The sequence below is a fragment of the Halorhabdus sp. BNX81 genome, assembly GCF_029229925.1.
Taxonomy (GTDB): Archaea; Halobacteriota; Halobacteria; order Halobacteriales; family Haloarculaceae; genus Halorhabdus.
Genome location: NZ_CP107254.1, coordinates 1586560 through 1606257 on the forward strand (window position 1 = coordinate 1586560; position 19698 = coordinate 1606257).

21 protein-coding genes are annotated in these 19698 nt (G+C 64.9%); 9 read left to right on the forward strand and 12 right to left on the reverse strand.

Going from position 1 to position 19698, the window contains the following annotated elements; translation table 11 throughout:
* Positions 1–132 precede the first annotated feature (132 nt).
* The 4 genes from HBNXHr_RS07965 to HBNXHr_RS07980 all read left to right on the forward strand — a co-directional run bounded on the left by HBNXHr_RS07965 (position 133) and on the right by HBNXHr_RS07980 (position 3511).
* Positions 133–1614, forward strand: a complete 1482-nt coding sequence (locus tag HBNXHr_RS07965; protein WP_275881741.1) for a sodium-dependent transporter — start codon at positions 133–135, stop codon at positions 1612–1614.
* The gene (locus HBNXHr_RS07970; RefSeq protein WP_275881742.1) at positions 1611–1769 is read left to right on the forward strand and encodes a MetS family NSS transporter small subunit; all 159 of its coding nucleotides are present in this window, start codon (positions 1611–1613) and stop codon (positions 1767–1769) included. The genes HBNXHr_RS07965 and HBNXHr_RS07970 overlap by 4 nt, the downstream gene beginning before the upstream one ends.
* Positions 1762–3228, forward strand: a complete 1467-nt coding sequence (locus HBNXHr_RS07975) for a sodium-dependent transporter (RefSeq protein WP_275881743.1) — start codon at positions 1762–1764, stop codon at positions 3226–3228. Before HBNXHr_RS07970 ends, HBNXHr_RS07975 begins: the two co-directional genes overlap by 8 nt.
* A gap of 118 nt (positions 3229–3346) precedes the next feature.
* A complete protein-coding gene (locus tag HBNXHr_RS07980) occupies positions 3347–3511 on the forward strand; it encodes a hypothetical protein (RefSeq protein ID WP_275881744.1) in 165 nt (54 codons plus the stop codon).
* A 30-nt stretch (positions 3512–3541) separates the two neighbouring features.
* On the opposite strand, the gene HBNXHr_RS07985 is transcribed toward HBNXHr_RS07980, so the two are convergent.
* The 4 genes from HBNXHr_RS07985 to HBNXHr_RS08000 form a co-directional block, all read right to left on the reverse strand.
* Complete coding sequence (locus HBNXHr_RS07985) at positions 3542–4195, reverse strand: uracil-DNA glycosylase family protein (RefSeq protein WP_275881745.1); 654 nt, start codon at positions 4193–4195, stop codon at positions 3542–3544.
* A 42-nt stretch (positions 4196–4237) separates the two neighbouring features.
* Positions 4238–5242: a DUF5784 family protein gene (locus tag HBNXHr_RS07990; RefSeq protein ID WP_275881746.1), complete on the reverse strand. Its 1005-nt coding sequence runs from the start codon at positions 5240–5242 to the stop codon at positions 4238–4240.
* A 37-nt stretch (positions 5243–5279) separates the two neighbouring features.
* Positions 5280–6104: an inositol monophosphatase family protein gene (locus tag HBNXHr_RS07995; protein WP_275881747.1), complete on the reverse strand. Its 825-nt coding sequence runs from the start codon at positions 6102–6104 to the stop codon at positions 5280–5282.
* 129 nt (positions 6105–6233) lie between these two features.
* Positions 6234–7661 (reverse strand): flippase, encoded by a 1428-nt coding sequence (locus HBNXHr_RS08000; RefSeq protein WP_275881748.1) that lies wholly within the window; start codon positions 7659–7661, stop codon positions 6234–6236.
* Between the two features lie 280 nt (positions 7662–7941).
* Here HBNXHr_RS08000 and HBNXHr_RS08005 point away from each other — a divergent pair, with 280 nt between their 5' ends.
* Positions 7942–8217, forward strand: a complete 276-nt coding sequence (locus tag HBNXHr_RS08005; RefSeq protein ID WP_275881749.1) for a hypothetical protein — start codon at positions 7942–7944, stop codon at positions 8215–8217.
* 36 nt (positions 8218–8253) lie between these two features.
* On the opposite strand, the gene HBNXHr_RS08010 is transcribed toward HBNXHr_RS08005, so the two are convergent.
* From HBNXHr_RS08010 to HBNXHr_RS08030, 5 genes are all read right to left on the reverse strand, one after another.
* Positions 8254–9210 (reverse strand): alpha/beta hydrolase, encoded by a 957-nt coding sequence (locus tag HBNXHr_RS08010; protein ID WP_275881750.1) that lies wholly within the window; start codon positions 9208–9210, stop codon positions 8254–8256.
* 62 nt (positions 9211–9272) lie between these two features.
* A complete protein-coding gene (locus tag HBNXHr_RS08015; RefSeq protein ID WP_275881751.1) occupies positions 9273–10097 on the reverse strand; it encodes an ABC transporter permease subunit in 825 nt (274 codons plus the stop codon).
* 22 nt (positions 10098–10119) lie between these two features.
* Positions 10120–10929 carry an ABC transporter ATP-binding protein gene (locus HBNXHr_RS08020; protein ID WP_275881752.1) on the reverse strand — a complete coding sequence of 270 codons (810 nt, stop codon included), beginning with the start codon at positions 10927–10929 and terminating at the stop codon, positions 10120–10122.
* The gene (locus HBNXHr_RS08025) at positions 10926–12827 is read right to left on the reverse strand and encodes a NosD domain-containing protein (RefSeq protein WP_275881753.1); all 1902 of its coding nucleotides are present in this window, start codon (positions 12825–12827) and stop codon (positions 10926–10928) included. Before HBNXHr_RS08025 ends, HBNXHr_RS08020 begins: the two co-directional genes overlap by 4 nt.
* A 2-nt stretch (positions 12828–12829) precedes the next feature.
* Complete coding sequence (locus HBNXHr_RS08030; protein ID WP_275881754.1) at positions 12830–13450, reverse strand: nitrous oxide reductase accessory protein NosL; 621 nt, start codon at positions 13448–13450, stop codon at positions 12830–12832.
* A gap of 140 nt (positions 13451–13590) precedes the next feature.
* Here HBNXHr_RS08030 and HBNXHr_RS08035 point away from each other — a divergent pair, with 140 nt between their 5' ends.
* Genes HBNXHr_RS08035 through HBNXHr_RS08050 form a run of 4 tightly spaced genes read left to right on the forward strand, consistent with a single transcriptional unit; the run spans position 13591 to position 16186 of the window.
* Complete coding sequence (locus HBNXHr_RS08035; RefSeq protein ID WP_275881755.1) at positions 13591–14289, forward strand: SCO family protein; 699 nt, start codon at positions 13591–13593, stop codon at positions 14287–14289.
* Between the two features lie 2 nt (positions 14290–14291).
* On the forward strand, positions 14292–14804 hold the full coding sequence (locus HBNXHr_RS08040; RefSeq protein ID WP_275881756.1) for a TlpA disulfide reductase family protein: 513 nt from the start codon (positions 14292–14294) through the stop codon (positions 14802–14804).
* Positions 14801–15475: a cytochrome c biogenesis protein CcdA gene (locus tag HBNXHr_RS08045; RefSeq protein WP_275881757.1), complete on the forward strand. Its 675-nt coding sequence runs from the start codon at positions 14801–14803 to the stop codon at positions 15473–15475. The genes HBNXHr_RS08040 and HBNXHr_RS08045 overlap by 4 nt, the downstream gene beginning before the upstream one ends.
* A 48-nt stretch (positions 15476–15523) precedes the next feature.
* Positions 15524–16186: a DUF420 domain-containing protein gene (locus tag HBNXHr_RS08050; RefSeq protein ID WP_275881758.1), complete on the forward strand. Its 663-nt coding sequence runs from the start codon at positions 15524–15526 to the stop codon at positions 16184–16186.
* A gap of 29 nt (positions 16187–16215) precedes the next feature.
* On the opposite strand, the gene HBNXHr_RS08055 is transcribed toward HBNXHr_RS08050, so the two are convergent.
* The 3 genes from HBNXHr_RS08055 to HBNXHr_RS08065 form a co-directional block, all read right to left on the reverse strand.
* Complete coding sequence (locus HBNXHr_RS08055; protein WP_275881759.1) at positions 16216–17409, reverse strand: heptaprenylglyceryl phosphate synthase; 1194 nt, start codon at positions 17407–17409, stop codon at positions 16216–16218.
* Positions 17410–17581: 172 nt separating this feature from the next.
* The gene (locus tag HBNXHr_RS08060) at positions 17582–19126 is read right to left on the reverse strand and encodes a hypothetical protein (RefSeq protein WP_275736728.1); all 1545 of its coding nucleotides are present in this window, start codon (positions 19124–19126) and stop codon (positions 17582–17584) included.
* An 83-nt stretch (positions 19127–19209) separates the two neighbouring features.
* Entirely contained in the window at positions 19210–19698 is a 489-nt protein-coding gene (locus HBNXHr_RS08065; RefSeq protein WP_275881760.1) for a hypothetical protein, read from the reverse strand.

Genomic DNA, 19698 nt, shown 5'->3' on the forward strand with positions numbered 1-19698 from the left:
TGTCAGCTGTCGTGCGTTCCGAACGGCTGTGCATTCCATCCACGTATACGCTCCGAAAAATAGACGCCTGTCCGAACGGACCCGGCAAATATCGACGACTTAATTGGGACGGGTACGGAAGGGACGTGGCGTATGAGTGTCGACGAAACAGAGGGAGGATCGTGGTCGACCCGGATCGGGTTCATCCTCGCGGCAGTGGGATCGGCAATCGGACTCGGGAACATCTGGCGGTTCCCGTACCAAGTCCACGCCAACGGCGGCGGCGCCTTCTTGATCCCGTATTTCGCCGCGTTGCTCCTGGCGGGCATACCGGTGCTCCTTGTGGAGATCTGGCTCGGCAGTGAGACGGGACTGACGACGCCGCTCGCGATCCGCGAGAAGTTCAAAGAGAGCGAGTTCCTCGGGTGGTGGGCCGTCCTGAACGGCTTCATCGTCAACGCCTACTACGTCGTCATCCTGGGGTGGTCGGCGGCGTTCATCGTGTTCTCGATCACGCATGGCTTTGATCTCGCCACCGGGGATTTCTTCACCAACTTCAAGTCCTTCCTCACGTCGTGGTATCCGGTCGCCGGCGTGATCGCGATCTGGGCGGTGAATTACGTGATCCTGCAGTTGGGCATCGAGGACGGCCTCGAACGGGCGAACAAACTGTTCGTCCCGTTCATCTGGGTGCTCGTCATCCTGCTCGCGGTTCGGGGGATGCTGCTGCCCAGCGGCCTCGAAGGTCTGGAGTTCTATCTGACGCCTGACTTCGGGGCGTTGACTGATCCGGGTATCTGGATCAGTGCGTTCGGACAGATCTACTTCACACTCAGCGTCGCATTGGGGATCATGATCACCTATTCGTCCTACCAACCGGAGGGCCAGGACATCACCAACAACGCCTTCATCATCGCCTTCGCGAACTCCGGCTTTGCATTCCTGGCTGGCTTTGCGATCTTCCCGTATCTGCTCGCGGCGGACGCTGGGGCGACCGACAGCATCGGTCTCGCCTTCGTCGTGCTCCCGCAAGCGTTCCAGACGATTCCGTTTACACCGATCGTCGGCGCGATATTCTTCCTCTTGCTGACGCTTGCGGGACTCTCCTCGTCGCTCTCACTCGCGGAGGCCCAGGTCGGCCCGCTCCGGCAAAAACTCGGATTCGGCCGCGCGACAACTGTCAACGCCGTGTCCCTGGCTGGCGTCGCCCTGAGTCTCGTGATCGCCCTCGAAGGACCGCTCGGGTTGCTCGGCAGTGGGGAAGCGGTCGGCGATTCGCTGCAGTTGCTCTCGATGTTCGATACCTCGAGTGCGACCTACACGCTGCCGATGATCGCGCTGGGCGAGACACTCATCTTCGGGTGGGTCTACGGCGTCGGTGCGTTCGACGGCGGCCAGCGGATCGCCACTGCCGCCAATGCTGTCAGCGACTTCTCGATTCCGCCGCGGCTGTACGCGGCCGTCCTCCAGATCGTCGTCCCGACGGCACTGGGCTATACGATCCTCTCCCAGATCGTCGTGGATGGCAAAACCGGCCTGATTGCGCCGCTGGTGATTATTTTCTCCGCGGCGATATCCTCTTATGTCACCCAACGGGCGGACACCGTCGCCGCGAACGGAGGTGATGGTGCATGACGGCGATCGATCCGGGGGCGCTCGCGATGGCCATCTTCGGCTTCGTGTTCCTGTTTGGCGGCCTCGCCGTGACGCTGTGGATAGCCCTTCAGTCGGGTGGATATAGCGACGACGAATCGATGGATGGCGACAAAGCGACAGCGGACGATGAGTGATCGCGACGCCTGGACGACCCGGATCGGGTTCATCCTCGCGGCCGTGGGATCAGCTGTCGGACTGGGGAACGTCTGGCGGTTCCCCTGGATGACCGCCGAGAACGGCGGGAGTGCGTTCCTGGGCGTCTATCTCGTGATCGTGTTCGCGATCGCACTCCCGGGTTTGATCGGCGAGTTCGTCATCGGCCGACGCGGGGAGCGCAATCCCGTCGGGACGTTCGAACGACTCCAGTCGTCGTCGTGGCGACCCATCGGCTGGATCGCAGTGTTCACGTCGCTGATCGTCCTGACGTTCTACAGCGTCGCCGGTGGATGGGTGCTCCGGTACGTCTTCGACAGCCTGGGTGGCGACCTTCTTTTAAAAGGCATCGGCCTCGCCGAGACCACCGCCTTCGGCGCGCCGAGCGCGCACTTCGGGGCGATATCGTCCGGTCCTGCCGCCCTGGTCGCGCATCTCGTCTTCATCAGCTTCACCGGCGGAATCGTCTATTTTGGCATCGCCGACGGCATCGAACGCGCGACGAAGGTGATGGTGCCGGCGATCGTCGCCCTGTTGGTCGGCCTCGCCGTGTGGGCGTTCACCCTGGACGGGGCTGGCGCTGGCCTGTCGTATTACCTCTCGCCGGATTTTGACTACCTCGCAAACAACTTCGTGTCCGTCGTCGAGGCCGCAACCGGACAGGCCCTGTTCACCCTCTCGGTGGGCGCGGGTGTCATGTTGACCTACGCCTCCTATCTCGACGAGGATCGGTCGCTGTTCGTCGACGGCGGATCGATCGCCGTGCTCAACACCGCGATCGGCGTCCTCGCTGGCTTCGTCGTCTTCCCGATCATCTACTCCTTCGGGTCGATCGAAGCGGGGACGGGTGGCCCGGGCGTGATCTTCGTCAGCCTCGCACAGGCGTTCAGTCAGTTGCCCTTCGGGCGAGCGCTCGGGGCGATTTTCTATCTCATACTCGCGATGGCGGCGCTGTCGAGTGCGATCTCCATCATGGAGGTGCTCGTCGCGTACCTCGTCGACGAACACGCGATCGAGCGCGAACGGGCGACGGTCGGCATCACGCTGTTGTTCGCGTCAACCGGCACGGTGTGTGCGCTCAGAAGCGACGTGTTCGCGCTGTTCGCCGACAATCTCGCGAACCTCGGTCTCGCGAGCGGCCTGCTGGCGTTCCTGCTGTTTGCGGTGTGGATCCTGCGCGAGGAGGCAACCGAGGAACTCCGCCTCGGCGGCGGGAGCGTCACTGACGCGCTCGCGCGCCCCTGGGCCGTGTTGATCGCAACGGTGCTCCCGATCTTCCTGGCGTTCTCTATTTTCAGCGGCCTGCCAGCCGCGCTGACGACGCTCGGAGAGGTACTCGGCGGCGTTCCCGCATGGGGCTATCTCGCCGGCGCGATCGTCGTGATCGGCCTCGCCCACGCGCTCGTCTTCCGGTCCGAGATCGCAGCGATCGCCGAGTGATCGGTCCCGAAACCTCCCACGCTTGGACAGTCCCGCCGCCGGCATTCTGCTCGTACTCGGGGGACTCTTGTTGTTATCGATCGTGAGGATCTGCCACACTCAGGACGGACGCAAAGAGGTGAGGAAGCCGATCGGTGAACTCGGCTGGATCGGTGACCGGTATCTGGAAATCGGCGGCGAGTCGGTCGTCGTCACACTCGGCGTTTCGCTAGTGCTTGGCATCGACCGGTACGTCCAGTTCCTTCGGGGAGACTTCGCCAAATTCCGTGCGGACCTGGGCTGAATCGCGGCGGTCGTCCCACCGAGTCGTGGCTCATCGGACGTAATACGCCCCGCCGCCACCGGCGAGCCGACCCAGATCGGCCTCTCGTCGATAATCCTGCTGCTGGAGTTCACGGAGTGCGTCTGCGAGTTTCTGCCCGTCGTCTTCGTCCCACGTGTCCGGATCGGCGATGGGCACAACGAGCCACCCGCTGCCGACGATCTCTGTGGCGTGTAGCGCCGCCATGTCGATGTCGTCGCTCGGTTCCGTCGTCATGTTCTCGAAAACCCACCTGGTCGCACGCTCGCCGACCGGCAGGAGAACGTGGGCCGCGATCGCACGGACTTCGGCCTCGAGGAACGTCTCCTCGCGAGTGTACTCGTCGTCGCTCGGTGCTCGCTCGGGCACACTCGGGTGAAGGTACGAGAGATACGTCGAATCGACCGTCGGTGGCGTCCCTGCCTTCCGAAGCAATCCGCCCCGAACCAGCGCGTCCTGCAAGCGGTCCGCGCCAGCTGTTTCCGTGAACGGCACGCTGGTCGTGACGCCGCCGTGAATCCCTGGATGGTCGCCGATCACCTGGAAGTCCGCCTCGACGTCACCGTATCCGGGGACGAATCGCTCATCGTCAGGATCGAAACCGAATGGATTGAACGCCGCGTCCGAAACGTAAGTCACGTCGTCCACTCGGCACCTGGGTTGCATGAATCTCTCGATCACGGACGATCGGGGATACCTCGACCCCGCTTACGCCAATTCGACGTCATCCGGGAGGGCGATCGGCACGGACCCGAGCGTGTAGGCTTCGGTGTTGCCACCGGGCCGCACGCGAAAGACGACAGCCGGCCGGTGACCGATCTCGGGCTGTTCGTCGAGGATTCGAGCCCATTCGCCGTCATCGAACGACGAGCAGTCGACGAACAGCGTCACCCCACCGCCGTGATCGGCGAGTTGCCCACCGGTCTTGGTCGCGACAGTCTCCTTGATCGCGGCGACGGCCGACCCGGCCGAACGTTTCGAGGGGGGAAGCGGGCGCGTCACTTCGACGAGTCGGCCCGTCTGTTCGTCGCCGTCGACCCGGAAATCGATCGAGTGGCCCGAGGACACCTCGTTTTCGGGGGCGAGATCGTAGCCCGCTTCGTCTAAGAGTTTCGCGACGGTAAACTCACTCATCGTCGCGCTCATCCGCGTCAGGTTGAGCGTCTCCGCGGTCCCGAGTTTCGCCGCCATCTCGTAGCGATCCGGGAAGACGCCGCCCTCCAGTAACTCCTCGTAATAGGACAGCGCCGTCTCACGGTCGCAGTCCGGAAACCCCGCGGCGTGGTCCCTGAAGAACTCCCGGGAGGTGTGTCGGCCGTCCTTCGAGAGCAACACCGGCAGGAAAAACCACGAGAGCGTCGGATACTCGGCGAGCCAGGGGGCTTCCTCGTGGAGTTGTGCGAGCAGTTCGCGTTCGGCCCACTCGGCCACGGCGTCGGGCACCTCCTCGAACGTGTACTTCTCGGTCTGCCAGAGCGCCCGCGGCGTCTCGGTGTTGCCCATCCAGTAGGCGACGTCGTCGCTCCAGGTGAACAGCGCCACGTCGCCGTTGTCCATGTCGAACCGGCGGGCGTCGTACCCCTCGGGCTGGCGGAACCACGGTCGGCCCATCGTCGCACCGATGGCCTGGTTCAGCGACTGATAGAGGGCGGATCGAACGCGGTCGGCGGTCCAGCGCTCGTTCGAACGCCGGAATCGAAGCGGCTTCGCCACGGAAACGGATAGTCCAGTGACTGATTTACGTGTTTGGTTACCGCCGGTCACCAACGACCTGGTCAATCAGGGTTTCGAGGGCGCCCTGAATCGACCCGTTCGAGGCGATCACCTGGCGGGTGCCATCCTCCAGCGCCCGATCCCGAACCCCGCCGCCGGCCTCTCGGAGGATGACTTCGCCCGCAGCGACGTCCCAGTCGTTGATCGACAGCACGACGTAGCCGTCGGCGCTCCCATCCGCGATCTGGCACATGTTGAGTGCGGAGCTCCCGGGCCGTCGAACCATGCTCTCGCGTTCGAGGAGGGATGTCGCGACCGCGAGGTCCGACGCGAGCCAGGCCCGACTCCGCTCGCTCAACCGGGCGAACGCCATGCTACCGGCCAGCGTGTCGCGTTCGGAGACGGCGATCGGCTCGCCGTCGAGCGTGTGGTCGTCGCTCCGGTAGGCCCCCTCACCAGCGGCGGCGTACCACGTCCGCCCCAGGGCGGTATCGGGCGAGTGGACGACGCCGACGACACCTTCGCCGTCGATCCGGAGGCCGACCGAGACGCAGTAATAGGGATACCCGGTCGCGAAGTTCGATGTGCCGTCGATCGGATCGACGATCCACTCCCGGCCTTCGCCGGTGACACCGATCTCGTTTTCCTCGCCGACGACGCGATCATCGGGGAAGGCCTCGCCGATCACGTCGGTGACCCGCTGTTCGCACTCGCGGTCGACGGCGGTGACGAGGTCGTTCCCGCTGCTCTTGGATTCGGTATCCTTGGAGTCACGGAAGTCAGTGCCAGCGTGTTCAGCGGCGATCGATCCGGCCTCGCGGGCCGCCCGGAGGGCGACCTGGAGTTCCTCGGAAGCGTCCATGTCCCCGGTTGCGTCCGGGGTGGGTTAGCCTTGACGTTCCAACTGAGTGGCGTCGTCTTGCTGTCAAGCTCCAATCCGTCGTACCGGCGTACGGTGAATTGCATGGGACATCACCGTCTCCAAGCCCCCTCACTCGGCGACGCCACGGGCCAACGACTGCATCTCGCCGACGAACTTCCGACGCAACGAGGAGTTTGCCAGCGTGAGCGCTGCGTAGACGACGACACCCACCACCAGGATACCGAGCAACCGCGGCAAGGTGTCGATCGGGATGACGACACCGATGGCGTGAATGGCCCCGGCCATCACGGCGGCCGCACCGGTCAGCCATCCGATCTCGAGCCACGGGAAGTCGATCGTCACGAACCGCGAGAGGAAGTACGCGTGCAGGACGGTGTTGAGGACGAACGACGAGGCCGTCGCGACCGCCGCGCCGGCGATGCCGAACTCCAGGATGAGCACGACGTTCAGGACGAGGTTGACGGTGATGGAAGCGACAGTCGCGTAGGCGGCCAGGTCCGGCCGGTCGACCGCCTGCAGCGACCGACCGAGGATCGTATGCACCGACTGCAGTAGTTTCTCCCCCATCAGGATGATCAACACGACCCATGCGACGGTATACTCCGGCCCGAAGACCAGTCCCAGGATCTCCTTCGCGTAGACCAGCGTGATGAAAAACGAGGGGATCACCAGCGCCATCGAGGGCGTGATCGTCTTCCGGATCATGTCCTCGATCCGGTCGTAGGCCTCCTCGGCGTCCCAGCGGCTGGCCTGGGGGAACAGCGTCGTCGCGATCGAGCGGCTCAACAGCATCACGACCAGCGTCACCCGCCAGGCGATCTCGTAGGCCCCGACGTCGGCCTGGGTCATCAGCAGACCGATGATCGCGACGTCCATCCAGGAGTAGAAGTACCAGCCGACCCGCGAGATCACGCCCCACCGGCCGTACTCGAACAGCGACCTGGCGTGCTCGAGCGAGACAGTCCCGAGCGGGATCGACACCCGATACCAGCCCCAGACCAGCATGACGCTTAGCCCCGCGAGCAGGCCGTAGATCAATGCCTCGACGCCCATGCCCTGGCTGACGAGCAGTCCGCTGACGCCGAACCAGACGGCCCACCGGGTCACCCGGAGGATCGCCGTCTCGCCGACCCGGAGTTCGCCACGGAGGACGATGGTCGACAGCCGGGAGACGTCCTGGATCACGATGGCGATAGCGAGAAAGACCGCGAACTCCGCGCCGATGTAGCCGTTGATAGCGTCCTGGAAGACGAGGATGAGCCCTACCACCAGCGCCATCGGGACGAGTTTGACGGCCAGCGCACTCGTGAGATACGTGCTCTGCTCGCTGCCCTCGCTGATTCGCTTCTCGATAGCCCCGCGGAAGCCGAAGTCCGCGGGGATGGCGATCATCCCCAGGAGTGCCTGAAACAGGAAGAACATCCCCATCTCCGAGGCCCCCAGCGCCCGCGCGAACACCGCGATTCCGAGAAACCGGATCGTGGTCCGGCCGACGTTGCTCGCAAACAGCTTGAGACTAGAGCGTGTGAAGTCCATCGCTACACCCCCCGTCGGTGTCGCGGGCCGGTCCCTGTCAGCGACCGCGACGGGATGGAACGACCACCGTGCCACCAACCGATTCGCTTCCCCCACGCAGCCGTCCCCTGTTTCACGGGCGATACCTCCGCGACCCGTCGCTACGCGTAGACAACAGCATAAAAAATCGTCTCCCTCACGCCTTCCTATATCTTTCGAGATACAGAAGTGACAACGGGTCCGATAAAGGGGGGAGCGATCGGACCGACACCTTCGACAGGCTGGCGTCCAAACACGACATATGACAGCGACGGAGCAGACGGATGGCGACATCACCGCCACCTACGAGGAAACGGAATCCGAACGCGTACTCGTCTTCGAGCGCCGTGGAAAAACGGCCGCTATCGCCCAGAACCGAGAAGGCTATGCGATGTTGAAGGTCCGACCGACAGCCGAGGATGACGAACTCGAACGCTACTACGGGTTCGACATGGCGTTGGATCACGCTGGGGAGCTACTGGACGTTTCCCCGGCACAACTGCCGGTTCCTGAACCGGCCGAAGACATGGGGATGTAGCAGGTACGTGCTTCCAGGGAAGACGCCACAGCCCCCTCAGGTGGTCGAAACAGCCGTCGAGGGGGCCTCGTCGATATCGTCGGCGACGACCCCGACGAACGCGGCGGGATGTTCTACGTGTGGGAGGAGCTTTGCGTCGTCGAAGACGACCAGGCGGGAGTCGGTCTTCTTTGCCAGCGCACGACCGGCGGAGACGGGCGTGATATCGGCGTCACGTCCCCAGACGAGTGTCACCGGGGCGTCGACCGCAGCGAGTGTTTCCGCCAGCGACGCATCCGGATCGAGGTAGCCGCTGACGAACGACGCCGGGGCGTAGCGTGCGCCGGGCTGGTGGGCCGTCTTCCACTGGTATTCGAGGGTCTCGTCCGTCAGATTATCCATGTTCGCGTAGCCGTGATCGCGGTGGAAATATTTGATCCCCGGTTTGCTGACCAGCAGATTGAACAGGCCGGTACCCACCAGCGGCGCGCGGAACACCGTCCGGAGCCACGACCGGGGTGAGTCGCTCATCGTCGAGTCAGTCGGGGCGATCAACACGAGCGAATCGACATCCGTTTCGGCCGCGGCGCTGGCGGCGTAGCCACCGGACAGCGACGACGCGACGATCCGCGGTTCCTCGACGAGACTTCGAATGGCGTCCCGCAGGAACGTCTCGTACAGCGACGACGAGTACAGCAGCGGTGGGCGATCCGACCGGCCGAAGCCGGGGAGATCAGGGGCAATGACGTGGTACTCCCGGGAGAGGGATTCGAACACGTTAGCGAACTCGCGGCTGGAGGAAGCCGCCGAGATGCCATGGACCAGCAGGACATCAGGATTGTCAGGATCGCCAGCCTCGGTGTAGGTAATGTCGAAGCCGCGCCAGCGGTAGGTTCCGTCGGCCCCGACCAGTGGCGGTTCGAGGTCGCCGGCACGGGCCGTGAGAACGCGATTGACGCCAGCGATCACGCCGGCAGTGCCGACAGCCGTCGTGAGGAGGTTCCGGAGCTTCATACCAATACTCACGGGCGTACCCGGCATATAGGTGATGCTCCGGGGAGTCGCTCGCGGTCGGACTACCGCGAGTTCGTTCGGAACGCCGACCGGACCGCGACGGCAAGCGCGCCGCCCGTCCAGACGACTAGCCCGGCGAGTGCAGCCGGCGGATCGACGCCCCCGGCGATCGTGTCGCCAGCCACTGGTCCAATGGCGACTTCGAGGACGAGTCCGCGATAGGCCGAGAGCGGACTCACAGCGACGAGCGTCGACAATGCCTCCCCGGGAACGAAGCCGCCCGCGAGACCGGCCACGAACCCGATATCCAGGCCGACGACCAGTACCAGAACGCCGCCGATGGCCAGCGTGATCGCGTTGCGGGTCGTCCGGGCGATCGCCGAGACGGCGATGGCGACCGCAAGCGCCACCGGCACGAAGATCGCGGTCAATACGACCGTCCGCAGGTAGACCAGCGGGGAATCGGCGGTCGCGTGGGTCGCCAGGACGGAAATGGACTCCGCACGGAACACACCCACGGATCCCCCGGCGATCAACAGGGGAACGAGAACGACGACAAGCACTGTCGCCAGCCGACCCAGGAACACGCCGAAGACGTACGATCGAGCCGACAGCGGATACGTGCGAACGACGGCGAGTTCACCCCGGACGCGATCGTCGAGGATCGACCGGTAGCCGACCGCGAAGGCCACCACGGGCACCAGCACTTCAAGCGGTGTGAGCAGCGATAGCGACAGCGAGAGATAGCCACTGCCCCGAGTCGTCCAGGCGATGGCGAAGATCACGAACGCATAGCCCGCACCAACCGCGAGGAGCGCTCGACTCCGGACAGTCGCGTCGAAAGCGCGCTGGGCCACTGCGATCGTCCGGGTCCAGGATTCGTTCATCCGCGATCACCTGTTGACCCCATCATCGCCGATCACCCGCCCCGGCCCGGACGCCGATGGCGTCCTCGCGGTCGATCAGAGCGTCGATGGCGGCCCCCAGTGAGTCGGTGTCCGTGTCCGCCCTCACTGCCTGGGACGACCCTCCGGCGACGAACTCGCCGTCGTCGAGGACACGGATAGCGTCGGCGATACGCGCGGCCGCGTCGAGATCATGGGTCGCCATGAGCACGGCCGCCCCATCGGCGGCGAGATCAGCGATCACGTCGGCGATGTGTCGACGAAGTTGGGGGTCGAGACCACTGGCCGGCTCATCGAGCACCACAACCGGTGGCGAGCCGACGGTCGCCTGTGCCAGCCCGAGGAGCCGAACCATCCCGCCCGAGAGATGCTCGACCCGGCGGTCGGCAACGGCTTCGAGCCCCACTTGCTTGAGGATCGAAGACTCGTCGACATCCATCACCACGAGGGAACCGTAGAATTCGATCGTCTCGGCGACCGTGAAGTGGGGGCGAAACGCCGGGTGCTGGGGGAGATACCCGACCTCGCGTGGGGCATCGGTTCGTCTGGTAACTGTCCCGTCATCCGGCGTTCGGAGGCCAGCCGCGATCGAAAGGAGCGTCGACTTCCCCGAGCCATTCGGCCCGAGCAGACACGTCACCGAGCCGGGCTGGACGTCGAGTGACACCCCGTCGAGGACGGAGACATCCCCAAACGCTTGCTGAATTCCCTGGAGCGTCAGGACGGCTTCCTTCCCGTCATGCGAGTCCGGTTCGCCATCAGTCGACTCGGCATTACTGGACTGTCCGGCAGCTCCGGAACCACTATCGCTCACGGCAGCACCCCCTCATTGGCAGCCGATCCGTTCCGTGCCGCCGCGATCTTGTCGGGATTGATCGGCTCGATCCGCGGCTCGTCGTCGATCACGTTCGCGGACCGGAGACCTGGAACAGCGGCCTGGAAGCGACGAAGCACCGCGACGGCGGGCGAAGTCGCGAGCGTCGCCGCTCCCTCGGACGTCCCCACGGCGCTGTCGACCGGCCCTGTCGGTCGAAATGCCCGGTCGAACCGGCCGTCAGCGTCGGCATCACGGCCCGGAAGAGGCCCCCAGTAGTTGCCTGTCCACACCCGAACCGGGCCGCGTCCGGTGTCGACGTATCGATCGTTGTCGATCACGTCGTTGCCCGTCACGCGGTTGGTCGGGACGATCGTCCCCGTTCGAAGGCCCACCTCATTGTCGAGCAAGACGTTATATTCGACGGTCGATCGCTGGGCACCGAGATCCATGCCATAGCGATTAGCCACGAGCGTGTTGTTGGCTACGAGCGAGACGCTCCCGCCCACCGAAATGCCCACGTCACTCGCCGAAACCCGATTGTCGAGGATCGCGTTCGATCGCGGTCGCGTCATGACGACGACGCCGATGTCCGCGTCCCGGACAGTGTTGTTCGCCACCACCGTCCCGGACGTGTACATCTCGTGGACGCCAAAGCGCATCCCGGTCATGCGGTTGTTTCGGACGACGAGTCCGTCGGCGTGGTGGGTGTAGACGGCGTCCCGGCCGCCGGTGAACGTGTTGTTTTGGACCACGATCCGGGAGTCCATCGCGAGGACGCCCATGAACCCGTCCTGCCAGTGGGTTGTCCCGTCGATCGCGATGTCCTCGACGACCACGCCGTCACTGTCCCGAACGATTGCGCCGCTTGCTGGCGTCTCGATGGCGACATTCGACAGCAGCGAGCGGTTCGCCCCGTCGAAGACGACCGCGGCGTCGCCGTAGCCGTAGGTCGTCCGAACACCCTCGTCCCAGTCGCCGGCGGTCCCGGACGCGTTGGCTGGCGTGCCCGTGTTCGCCCCACCCACACCGGTGATCGACAGTCCGGCGAGGCTGACGTTCGGTTCGGTTACCCGAAACACCGTCCCGTTGTCGCCGACGACGCGCGTCCGTTCGCCCGCTCCCCGGATCGTGATCGGCTTCTCGACGGTGACGTTCCCGTCGTAGATTCCAGGCGGCAGTCGGATCGTGGTGTTCGGCGGCGCGGCGTCGATCGCTCCGGCGAGCGTCGGGACATCCTGGCCGACCGTGACTGCGACTGGCCGATCCAGCAGTGGCCGACGGTGCGTGACGGTCCGGTCGGCCCAGGCCGCGCGATCTGTCGACGCGTTGCGGAGCCACGACGACCGCGGTTCGTCCTCGCGCGGGTGGAGGTCCTCCCAGTCCCGAACACTGCCCCCGTATCGCTCGGCGAAGTCCCCGGCGTCGGTCCCATCGCTGAACGGGACGATCGCCGGACCGCCAGGGGTCCGCGCGGGAGTCTCGACGACAAATGACGCCTCGCTGGCTCGCGTCCACCCGACTGCGGGATCGGACGCGACGGTGAGATAATCGTCGTCAGTGAGTCGGGGATCGGCACCCGAGTAGTCACTGACGTAGATGGCCACGGGACGCCCGAACTGCCGGGTCGTGGCCTCGCGGGACAGCGCCGAAACTGCCGAGTCAACGCCATAATAGCCGACGATGTACTGATACTGGGAGTAAAACACCTCGACCCGAGGGATCTCAGTGCCCGCGGCGCGGGCCTGCTGGACGTCGACGCCCGTCAGGCCGGTCGTGAGCGTGTCCGAGAACGGCACCGGCTGTGCGCTCGCGCTCGCACCGGGATCGGCCGCGAACGCGAGGCTCGCCCCGCCGATCACGACCCCGAGCACGGCGAGGACGAGCGTGACGCGCATCGCTACGTCTGGGCCAGTTCGCCGATCATCGATCTGGTCACGTCGCCGAACTGTGCCCTCGACCCGCCGTACTCGTCGGCAAACGCCGTCGCGTCGTCATCGCCGGAGAATCCAATGAGGTCCCGGCCCATCGCGCCCTCGACGGACGACGCCACGACGAACGTAACTTCGGAAGCGTGCGTGAACGCCTCGGCCGACGGATGCGTCGAGATGAACGTCGTGCCGTCGTCCGTGAAAATCTCGTATTCGACGCTCGAATAGTCAGTCACGTAAAACGCTGCGCGGGACCAGCCGCGGTCGCGGCGCTCGAAATCGTACTGGAATGCCTCCCAGGTACTGTCGAATCGAGCCGGGTTCTCGTGACCCGACGGGTCGTGGTTCCGGTAGAACACCTCGGCGCTCGGGCCGGGATGTTGGGGGATGATCATGCCACAGACGTCACAGGCGTCGTCGTCACGCACGGTGACCGGTTCGGGGGTTTGCGTCGAGAGACAGCCCGCGGCGCTGACCGCCGCGCCACCGCCGATCGCCGCAAGAAGTCCTCGCCGTGTGAGCCCATGCTGCACACACTCGGCGTGCTCCCGTGCGCTGACCTGTCCCTCGTGCCCACGGGGCCCAGGCACATAGCGACAGCCGTCCCCAGACCGCTCGCTCCTCGTCATACGCCAGTATTGGGAGTGTGCCACAATGAATCCGGTGGTCGCTCCCTGCAATTCTTTCGGATTCGCGAACGGTTTAGTGCGCTGGATGCAAGTATGCGAGCGTGAACAGACGACAATATCTCGGGGCCATCGGCGGTGGGATCGCCGCGCTTTCGGCCGGGTGTTCGACCGCCGAGTCGGATACCACAGTGACGAGCGAGCGTTCGATCGATGCATCGAATACCTATCTCGATACACCCGATCTGCGGGCCGAACCGTCGATTCTGCCGTATCCAGCGTACGGACAATCACTTCCCGATGTCACGCTGTCAGATCCGCTTGCAGGCGACTCCGTCTCGATCGACAGCGACGGTCGCGACACGCTGATCACGTTCTTCTATAGCCACTGTCAGACGGTCTGTCCCCGGTTGATCTCTGCTCTGCGAAACGTGCAGGCGAAGGCAATCGAGGACAACCGCATCGACACGACGGCCTTCCAGGCAGTCACGTTCGATCCCGAACGCGACGACGCGGACCGGCTGGGAGGCTACGCCGACCGAATGAACGTCGCCCTGGATGAGAACTGGCGGTTTCTGGCCCCGGATTCGCCCGAAGACGCCAAGGAGATCGTCATGGACGAGTTCGGCGTCCGGTTCGAGCGGACCCATCCCGAGGAGATGGACAAGTACATGTTCACGCATCGCTCGCTCATTTTGCTGGTCAACGCCGATGGATACGTCGAACGGTCCTACACCGACTCGACGCCGTCGTGGCAGTCGATATACGACGACCTCCGGACCCTCCGAGATCGGGAAGCATAGCGATGCGACGGCGCGATCTCCTCGCTGGCGTGGGCGGCGCGGCGGTCGTCGGGGCTGGCGGGTATCTGGCGGTCTCCACCGACGACGGCAGAATCGATCCAGTCGCCGTCGACACATTCGAGACGCCGAACAGCGCTGCTTCCGAACTGCGGGTCCCCGTCGAAGGACAGGTCACCGTCGTCGATTTGTTCGCGACATGGTGTCAACCGTGCAAGCCCGCTCTCGACGCACTCCGGACGGTCCAGGCGGAAACCACTGACATCGCGTTCGTCTCGGTCACCAACGAAGTGCTGGGCGGAGAACTCTCCCGGGACGACGTGCTCGCGTGGTGGGACGCGTACGGCGGGGCCTGGCCCGTCGGCCACGACCCCGAGGGGAGCCTGCTGGCGAGTCTCGGAGCATCGACGTTGCCATACACGGCTGTGGTGGACCCGAACGGGCGAGTCGTCTGGGCGGAGACGGGCGTCCCGGACCCGGAACGAGTGAGCCAAGCGATCGACGACGCCCGGCCATGAGCGGCCTCACGCTCGGGGCGACCGTCGCCTTCGCAATCACGACCGGCGCAACGACGTTTTTCGCGCCCTGTGCCTATCCACTGCTCCCGGGGTACGTCGGCTACTACATGCAGGCCGAGTCCACGGAGGGCGAGTCGCTACTCACTGGGGCTCTGGTCCGCGGCCTGGCAGCGAGCGTCGGCGTGCTGGTGACCTTCGGGCTGTTGGCCGTCGCGGCGATCACGGTCGGCCGGCCGCTCCAGGCACATCTCTCGGCGCTCGAAGTGGTCGTCGGCGTCCTGCTGGTGTTGTTCGGACTGGTGACGCTGTCAGGCCGGACGATCGGCTGGCACGCGCGACTGCCCGAGAGAACCACGTCGATCAGTGGATTCGTCGGGTTCGGGGGACTCTACGCGATCGCGGCGACGGGCTGTGTCGCCCCCGTCTTTCTGGCTGTCGTCTCCCAGGCACTGACGTTCGGGCCGGCTGGGACAGCCGCAGTCCTGGGTGGATACGCTGCTGGGATGGCGGTGCTGATGATCGGAGCCACCGTCGCAGTCGCGGTCGGCGTCGAGATCACGACGGATCGGTTCGCGGGATTGACCGAGCGCATGACGCCGATTGCGGGCGGGATTCTCGTCGCGGCCGGCCTCGCCCAGATCGCCCTCGCGCTGTTCGTCTACAGCGTCTAGGCGTGCCGGAAGCCGAACACAAAAGCCGCCGGCGGTCCAGGGTCGCGTATGCAGACAGATTCAGGCTCCTGGCTCCGCCGCGTGGCCCGGGAGCGACCGCTCGGCGTGACGGCCGTGCTCTCGGCGATCGGGTACGCCCTCGTGGCGGGCGCGTTCGCGGGGGCGATCCCGCTGTTCCCGCCGCTCGAACGGTCGACGGTCAACCTCTTCGGTCACCTCATCGCCGTCGTCAACGCGAGCGCGCTAAGCGCGATTCTCGTCGGCGTCTACTTCATCACGCACGACGAAGTCGAAAAACACCGCGCGGCGATGCTGACGGCGTTCGCCCTCATCGCCGTCTTCCTGGTGCTGTATCTCTGGAAAGTCGGCGGCGGCTTCGAGAAGTCGATCACCGTCACCGGCCCCCCGGAGATCGCCTACCTGCTGATGCTGGCCGTCCACATTATTCTGTCCGTCGTCGCCGTCCCGGTCGTCCTCTATGCGGTGATTCTCGGGCTCACGCACACGCCGGCCGAACTTCGATCGACGGCCCATGCCCGGGTTGGGCGGATCGCCGTCGCCGCCTGGTCGATCAGTCTCTTCCTTGGGATCGTGACCTACGTCATGCTGAATCACGTCTACGGCTGGGTGCCCCGCGAATCCGCCCTGCTCCTGGTCGCCGTGCCACGACCGGCGTGGGATCTGGGCTGGGGATCCGGCGGTCGCGAATAGGTGCGAAACCGACGAGAACAGGAGGTCGTTTACGCGACGCTGATGTGCTCGACCGGCAGCGCCTCGGCGTCGAGATCGAGGTCTTCGGCGAGCAGGCCGGCCACGAGATCGCGGGGGAACGACTGCTCGTCGTCTCCCAGGACGTTCGAGAGTTCGATACCACCGGGCAGTTCGTCGCGTCGATCCAGCGCAGTAGCGAGTTCGGCTTCGCTCGTCACCTCGCCGTCCAGCTCGGACCGGAGGGCCTCCAGTGCAAGCGCGGCCTCGATGGTCGACACCAGATATTCCCGGGCCCTGGCGGTCGGATTCGACAGCGACGGGATCGTCGAGAGATACTCGGCCGCACTCGTCTCCGCGACATCGCACTCGTCGCTCAACCAGGACTCGATGTCGCCATGCGTGGCGTCGGTCGAGAGCGCCTCGACAGCGTCGGCACACAGATCGGCTTCTTCGTCGGCGATCTCGTGGAAGACGTTACCGACGACGACGGCGTCCGCGCCGGCTTCGAGGACGGCCTCGACGTTCTCGCGGGAGTCCAGTCCGCCACCGTACCAGAGCCGCGACCACGACAGCGCATCCGAGACGTCCTCAAGGATCTCGACGGCTTCCTCGCCGCCAAACGTCCCCGAATACTCGAGATACACGATCTCTGATTCGAAGACCGTCTCGGCCACCATCGCACGCTGTTTGGCCGCCCGGGGACTGAGCAGATCGTCCTCAGTCACCGAGGCCTCCCGGGCCGCAGCACTGTCGAGGTTCATGATGATGTACGCCTCGAAGACGGCTTCCTGGAGCGTCCACGCCGAGAACAGCGAGACGACCCGCCGTTCGAGGCCCTCTCCGAGCGGGATCGGGAGCTTGTCGTCGAGGTACTCCGGACCGAGTTCCTCCCTGAGGTACTCGATTCCGGAGCCGAGCGTCCCGACAATGGCCTCAGTGTCGCCGTTGAGCACCTGTGGGACGGCAAAGTAATCGGCCTGCTCGCGGGTCCGCTCGGTCACCTGTCGGACGCCGCTTGGCTCCTGAATGGCAGGGCGCGGCCGTCCGGAAACGAGTTCGAGGGTCTCCTCGGTGTTCTGTCCGGTCACGTCCTTCGAGCCCCCGACCTCCAGGGCACCCGTGTGCTGGAGATAGAGCGGAAACAAAAGCGGGAGTTTCTTTTCTTCTTCCGGGTCGATCTTCGTGATGTGCTCCCACTCAGCGGGCACGGGGTTCGTGTCCACGGGGAGAACCGTTCGACCGGCCAGGGAGATCGTTCTCGTCGCCGACTCGAAAGTGCGGGCGATAGCGTCGAAACTCGGCATTGATAGCTGGTTGTGGTCGCCCCGGTATTATACCCCCCGTTCTCGACTGTCGGGTCCGTTCGATCGATCCAACAAATATCCGCGCCGACGCTCAAAACAGGACGTTCGAGACGGGAAACAGCAGGGGGACCACGTTCGACGAGAGGAGACTGGCCATCTTGTTCACGTCAAGCGGCCAGGTCGGGGCGTCCTGGAGGGCAGCCCACTCGGGCCCCTCCGAATCGTCGAAAGAGTGGATCCGGTCGCCCGCGGCCGGCGTCCGGGACGCGTCAGTCTCCCGATGGGTCCCCTGGTACTTTCGAGCGATCCGGTGTTTGTCCCGGACCATCTTGGCGTGCATCGACCAAAACGAGTAGTAGCCCCACGCGCCGGCACCGAGCGCGTACCCGACGACCGGGCCGACGAAGCTGATCAGCCAGACGGCGGTCGCCAGCGGATCGCCGATCGCCATGACGCCCTCGGGCGGAACGGCCCGGCCGCCGACGACGTACAGCCGGTAGACCAGATAAAGCCCGGCCATCGAGAGGAGCAGGTTGATCCGGATCGCAAAGCGGCCGAGATCCCGGAAGCCGCCGTACCCGTCGACGTGGAACGGTTCGTAGGTTAGATCGACATCGCTGTACTCCCCGTTTGCGTTCAGGAGCCGGTTGAAATACCGGACGACGACCAGAAACTGGAACGCAACAGTGCCGAGGACGGCGTTGAGCGAGGCGTTGACGACCAATCCAAGCCCGTACTCCAGTTCCTGTGGGCCGTTCCCGATTAGCCAGATGATGGCAAACTGGGCAGCAACGAGCACACCGAACACCCGGGACGGGGAGAACCCGTAGGCGCTCAACCGGAGGTTATCATGGAGGTCAGTCAGGAAGTGCCGGTAGGCCAGTTCGTCACCCACGATGTCGTTGGTCCGCGTGCCAAGCGTGACAAACAGATGCTCGATCCGAAGCGTCGCTTCGTAGAGAAACTGTCCGGCAACGAGCAACAACAGAAGATAGCCCGAGACGAAGACGACGTTCGGGGCAACGCTGCTGGGATGACCGGCAGAGACAGTCAGAAACACCGACGCCCCGACGCCGGCCAGCAGCCCCCCGACGAGTCCGTAGATGGCAAGTGCGGTCGGGAACTCCCGGTACTCGACGACGTCGACCATCGACAGCAGCCAGAGCAACACCGGCGTGATGGCGAGATAGAGTCCAAACAGTCCCGCATCCGGCCCCGCGATCGTCGGGACCAGGTCAGTAATGGGGGCCACGGATGGGTCGATCCGCGCCCCACCGACGAGGAGGGCACTCGCCACCAGAATCACGAACGGTGTGTGCCGGAGGAGCTGTCGTGGAACCCCGTCGATAAATGCGAACTGTGCCTCCTCACCGGTCTCGCGGTAGGTTCCGTCCGGCTCGCGCTCGACCCGCTCGAACGTCGGCCGCGCACCCGACTCGGGGCTGACCGCAAGAAACGGAAACGAGTCGCGGCGAGTGACCTGAGGGACGATCTCACAGATCCGGTGGAGGTGCAAGTCCGAGCCGCCGTCGGTCCACCGGATCCACAGCGACCCGAGCAGTTCGTCGTCGTCCGGCCGATCGGCCCGCCAGTCCTCCCGCGCCGTCGACCTGTCGGTCGCGTCCGGCTCACCCATTCGTGGTGGGTTTTCCTGCGTAGGCGGTGAAAAAAGTTCCTGTGAACCAGCCGAATGGATACGATTCGTTCGTATAAATAAATCTATAGGAACTTGCCGGAGTCGAAGTAGTGGGCGAGCACATAACCGCCGAGGAACATGCCGCTGCCGACGTTCCCCAGGAGGTGATTCTCCAGGCGGACGTACCACGCCAGAATCGCGATTCCGGCTACGAGAATCGCGATCCCGGCAAGAAAGCCAAAGACAGCGGGTCCATCCGGCAGGATCGCCCGGAGTTGCCAGAGGACGCCGCTATCCGCGTCGCCCGAATCGGCGGCCCCGTTCATCGTCGGGGCGTCGGCACTCCCCTCACTCATGTCGTCGACGAAGACGCCCTCCTCGGCGTAGTGAGCGATGAGATAGCCGGACCAGGAGGTGAACCCGGCGACGTAGACCAGCAGCACGTGGCCTTGGCTGGCCCAGATGAAACCCGAGGACATCGAGGCGGCGGTGACCGCTAGGCCGACGATCAGGCCCAAAGCACTCCCAACGCGAGCAAGCGACGAGTCACGTGGGCGTGTCCCGGCAGCCAT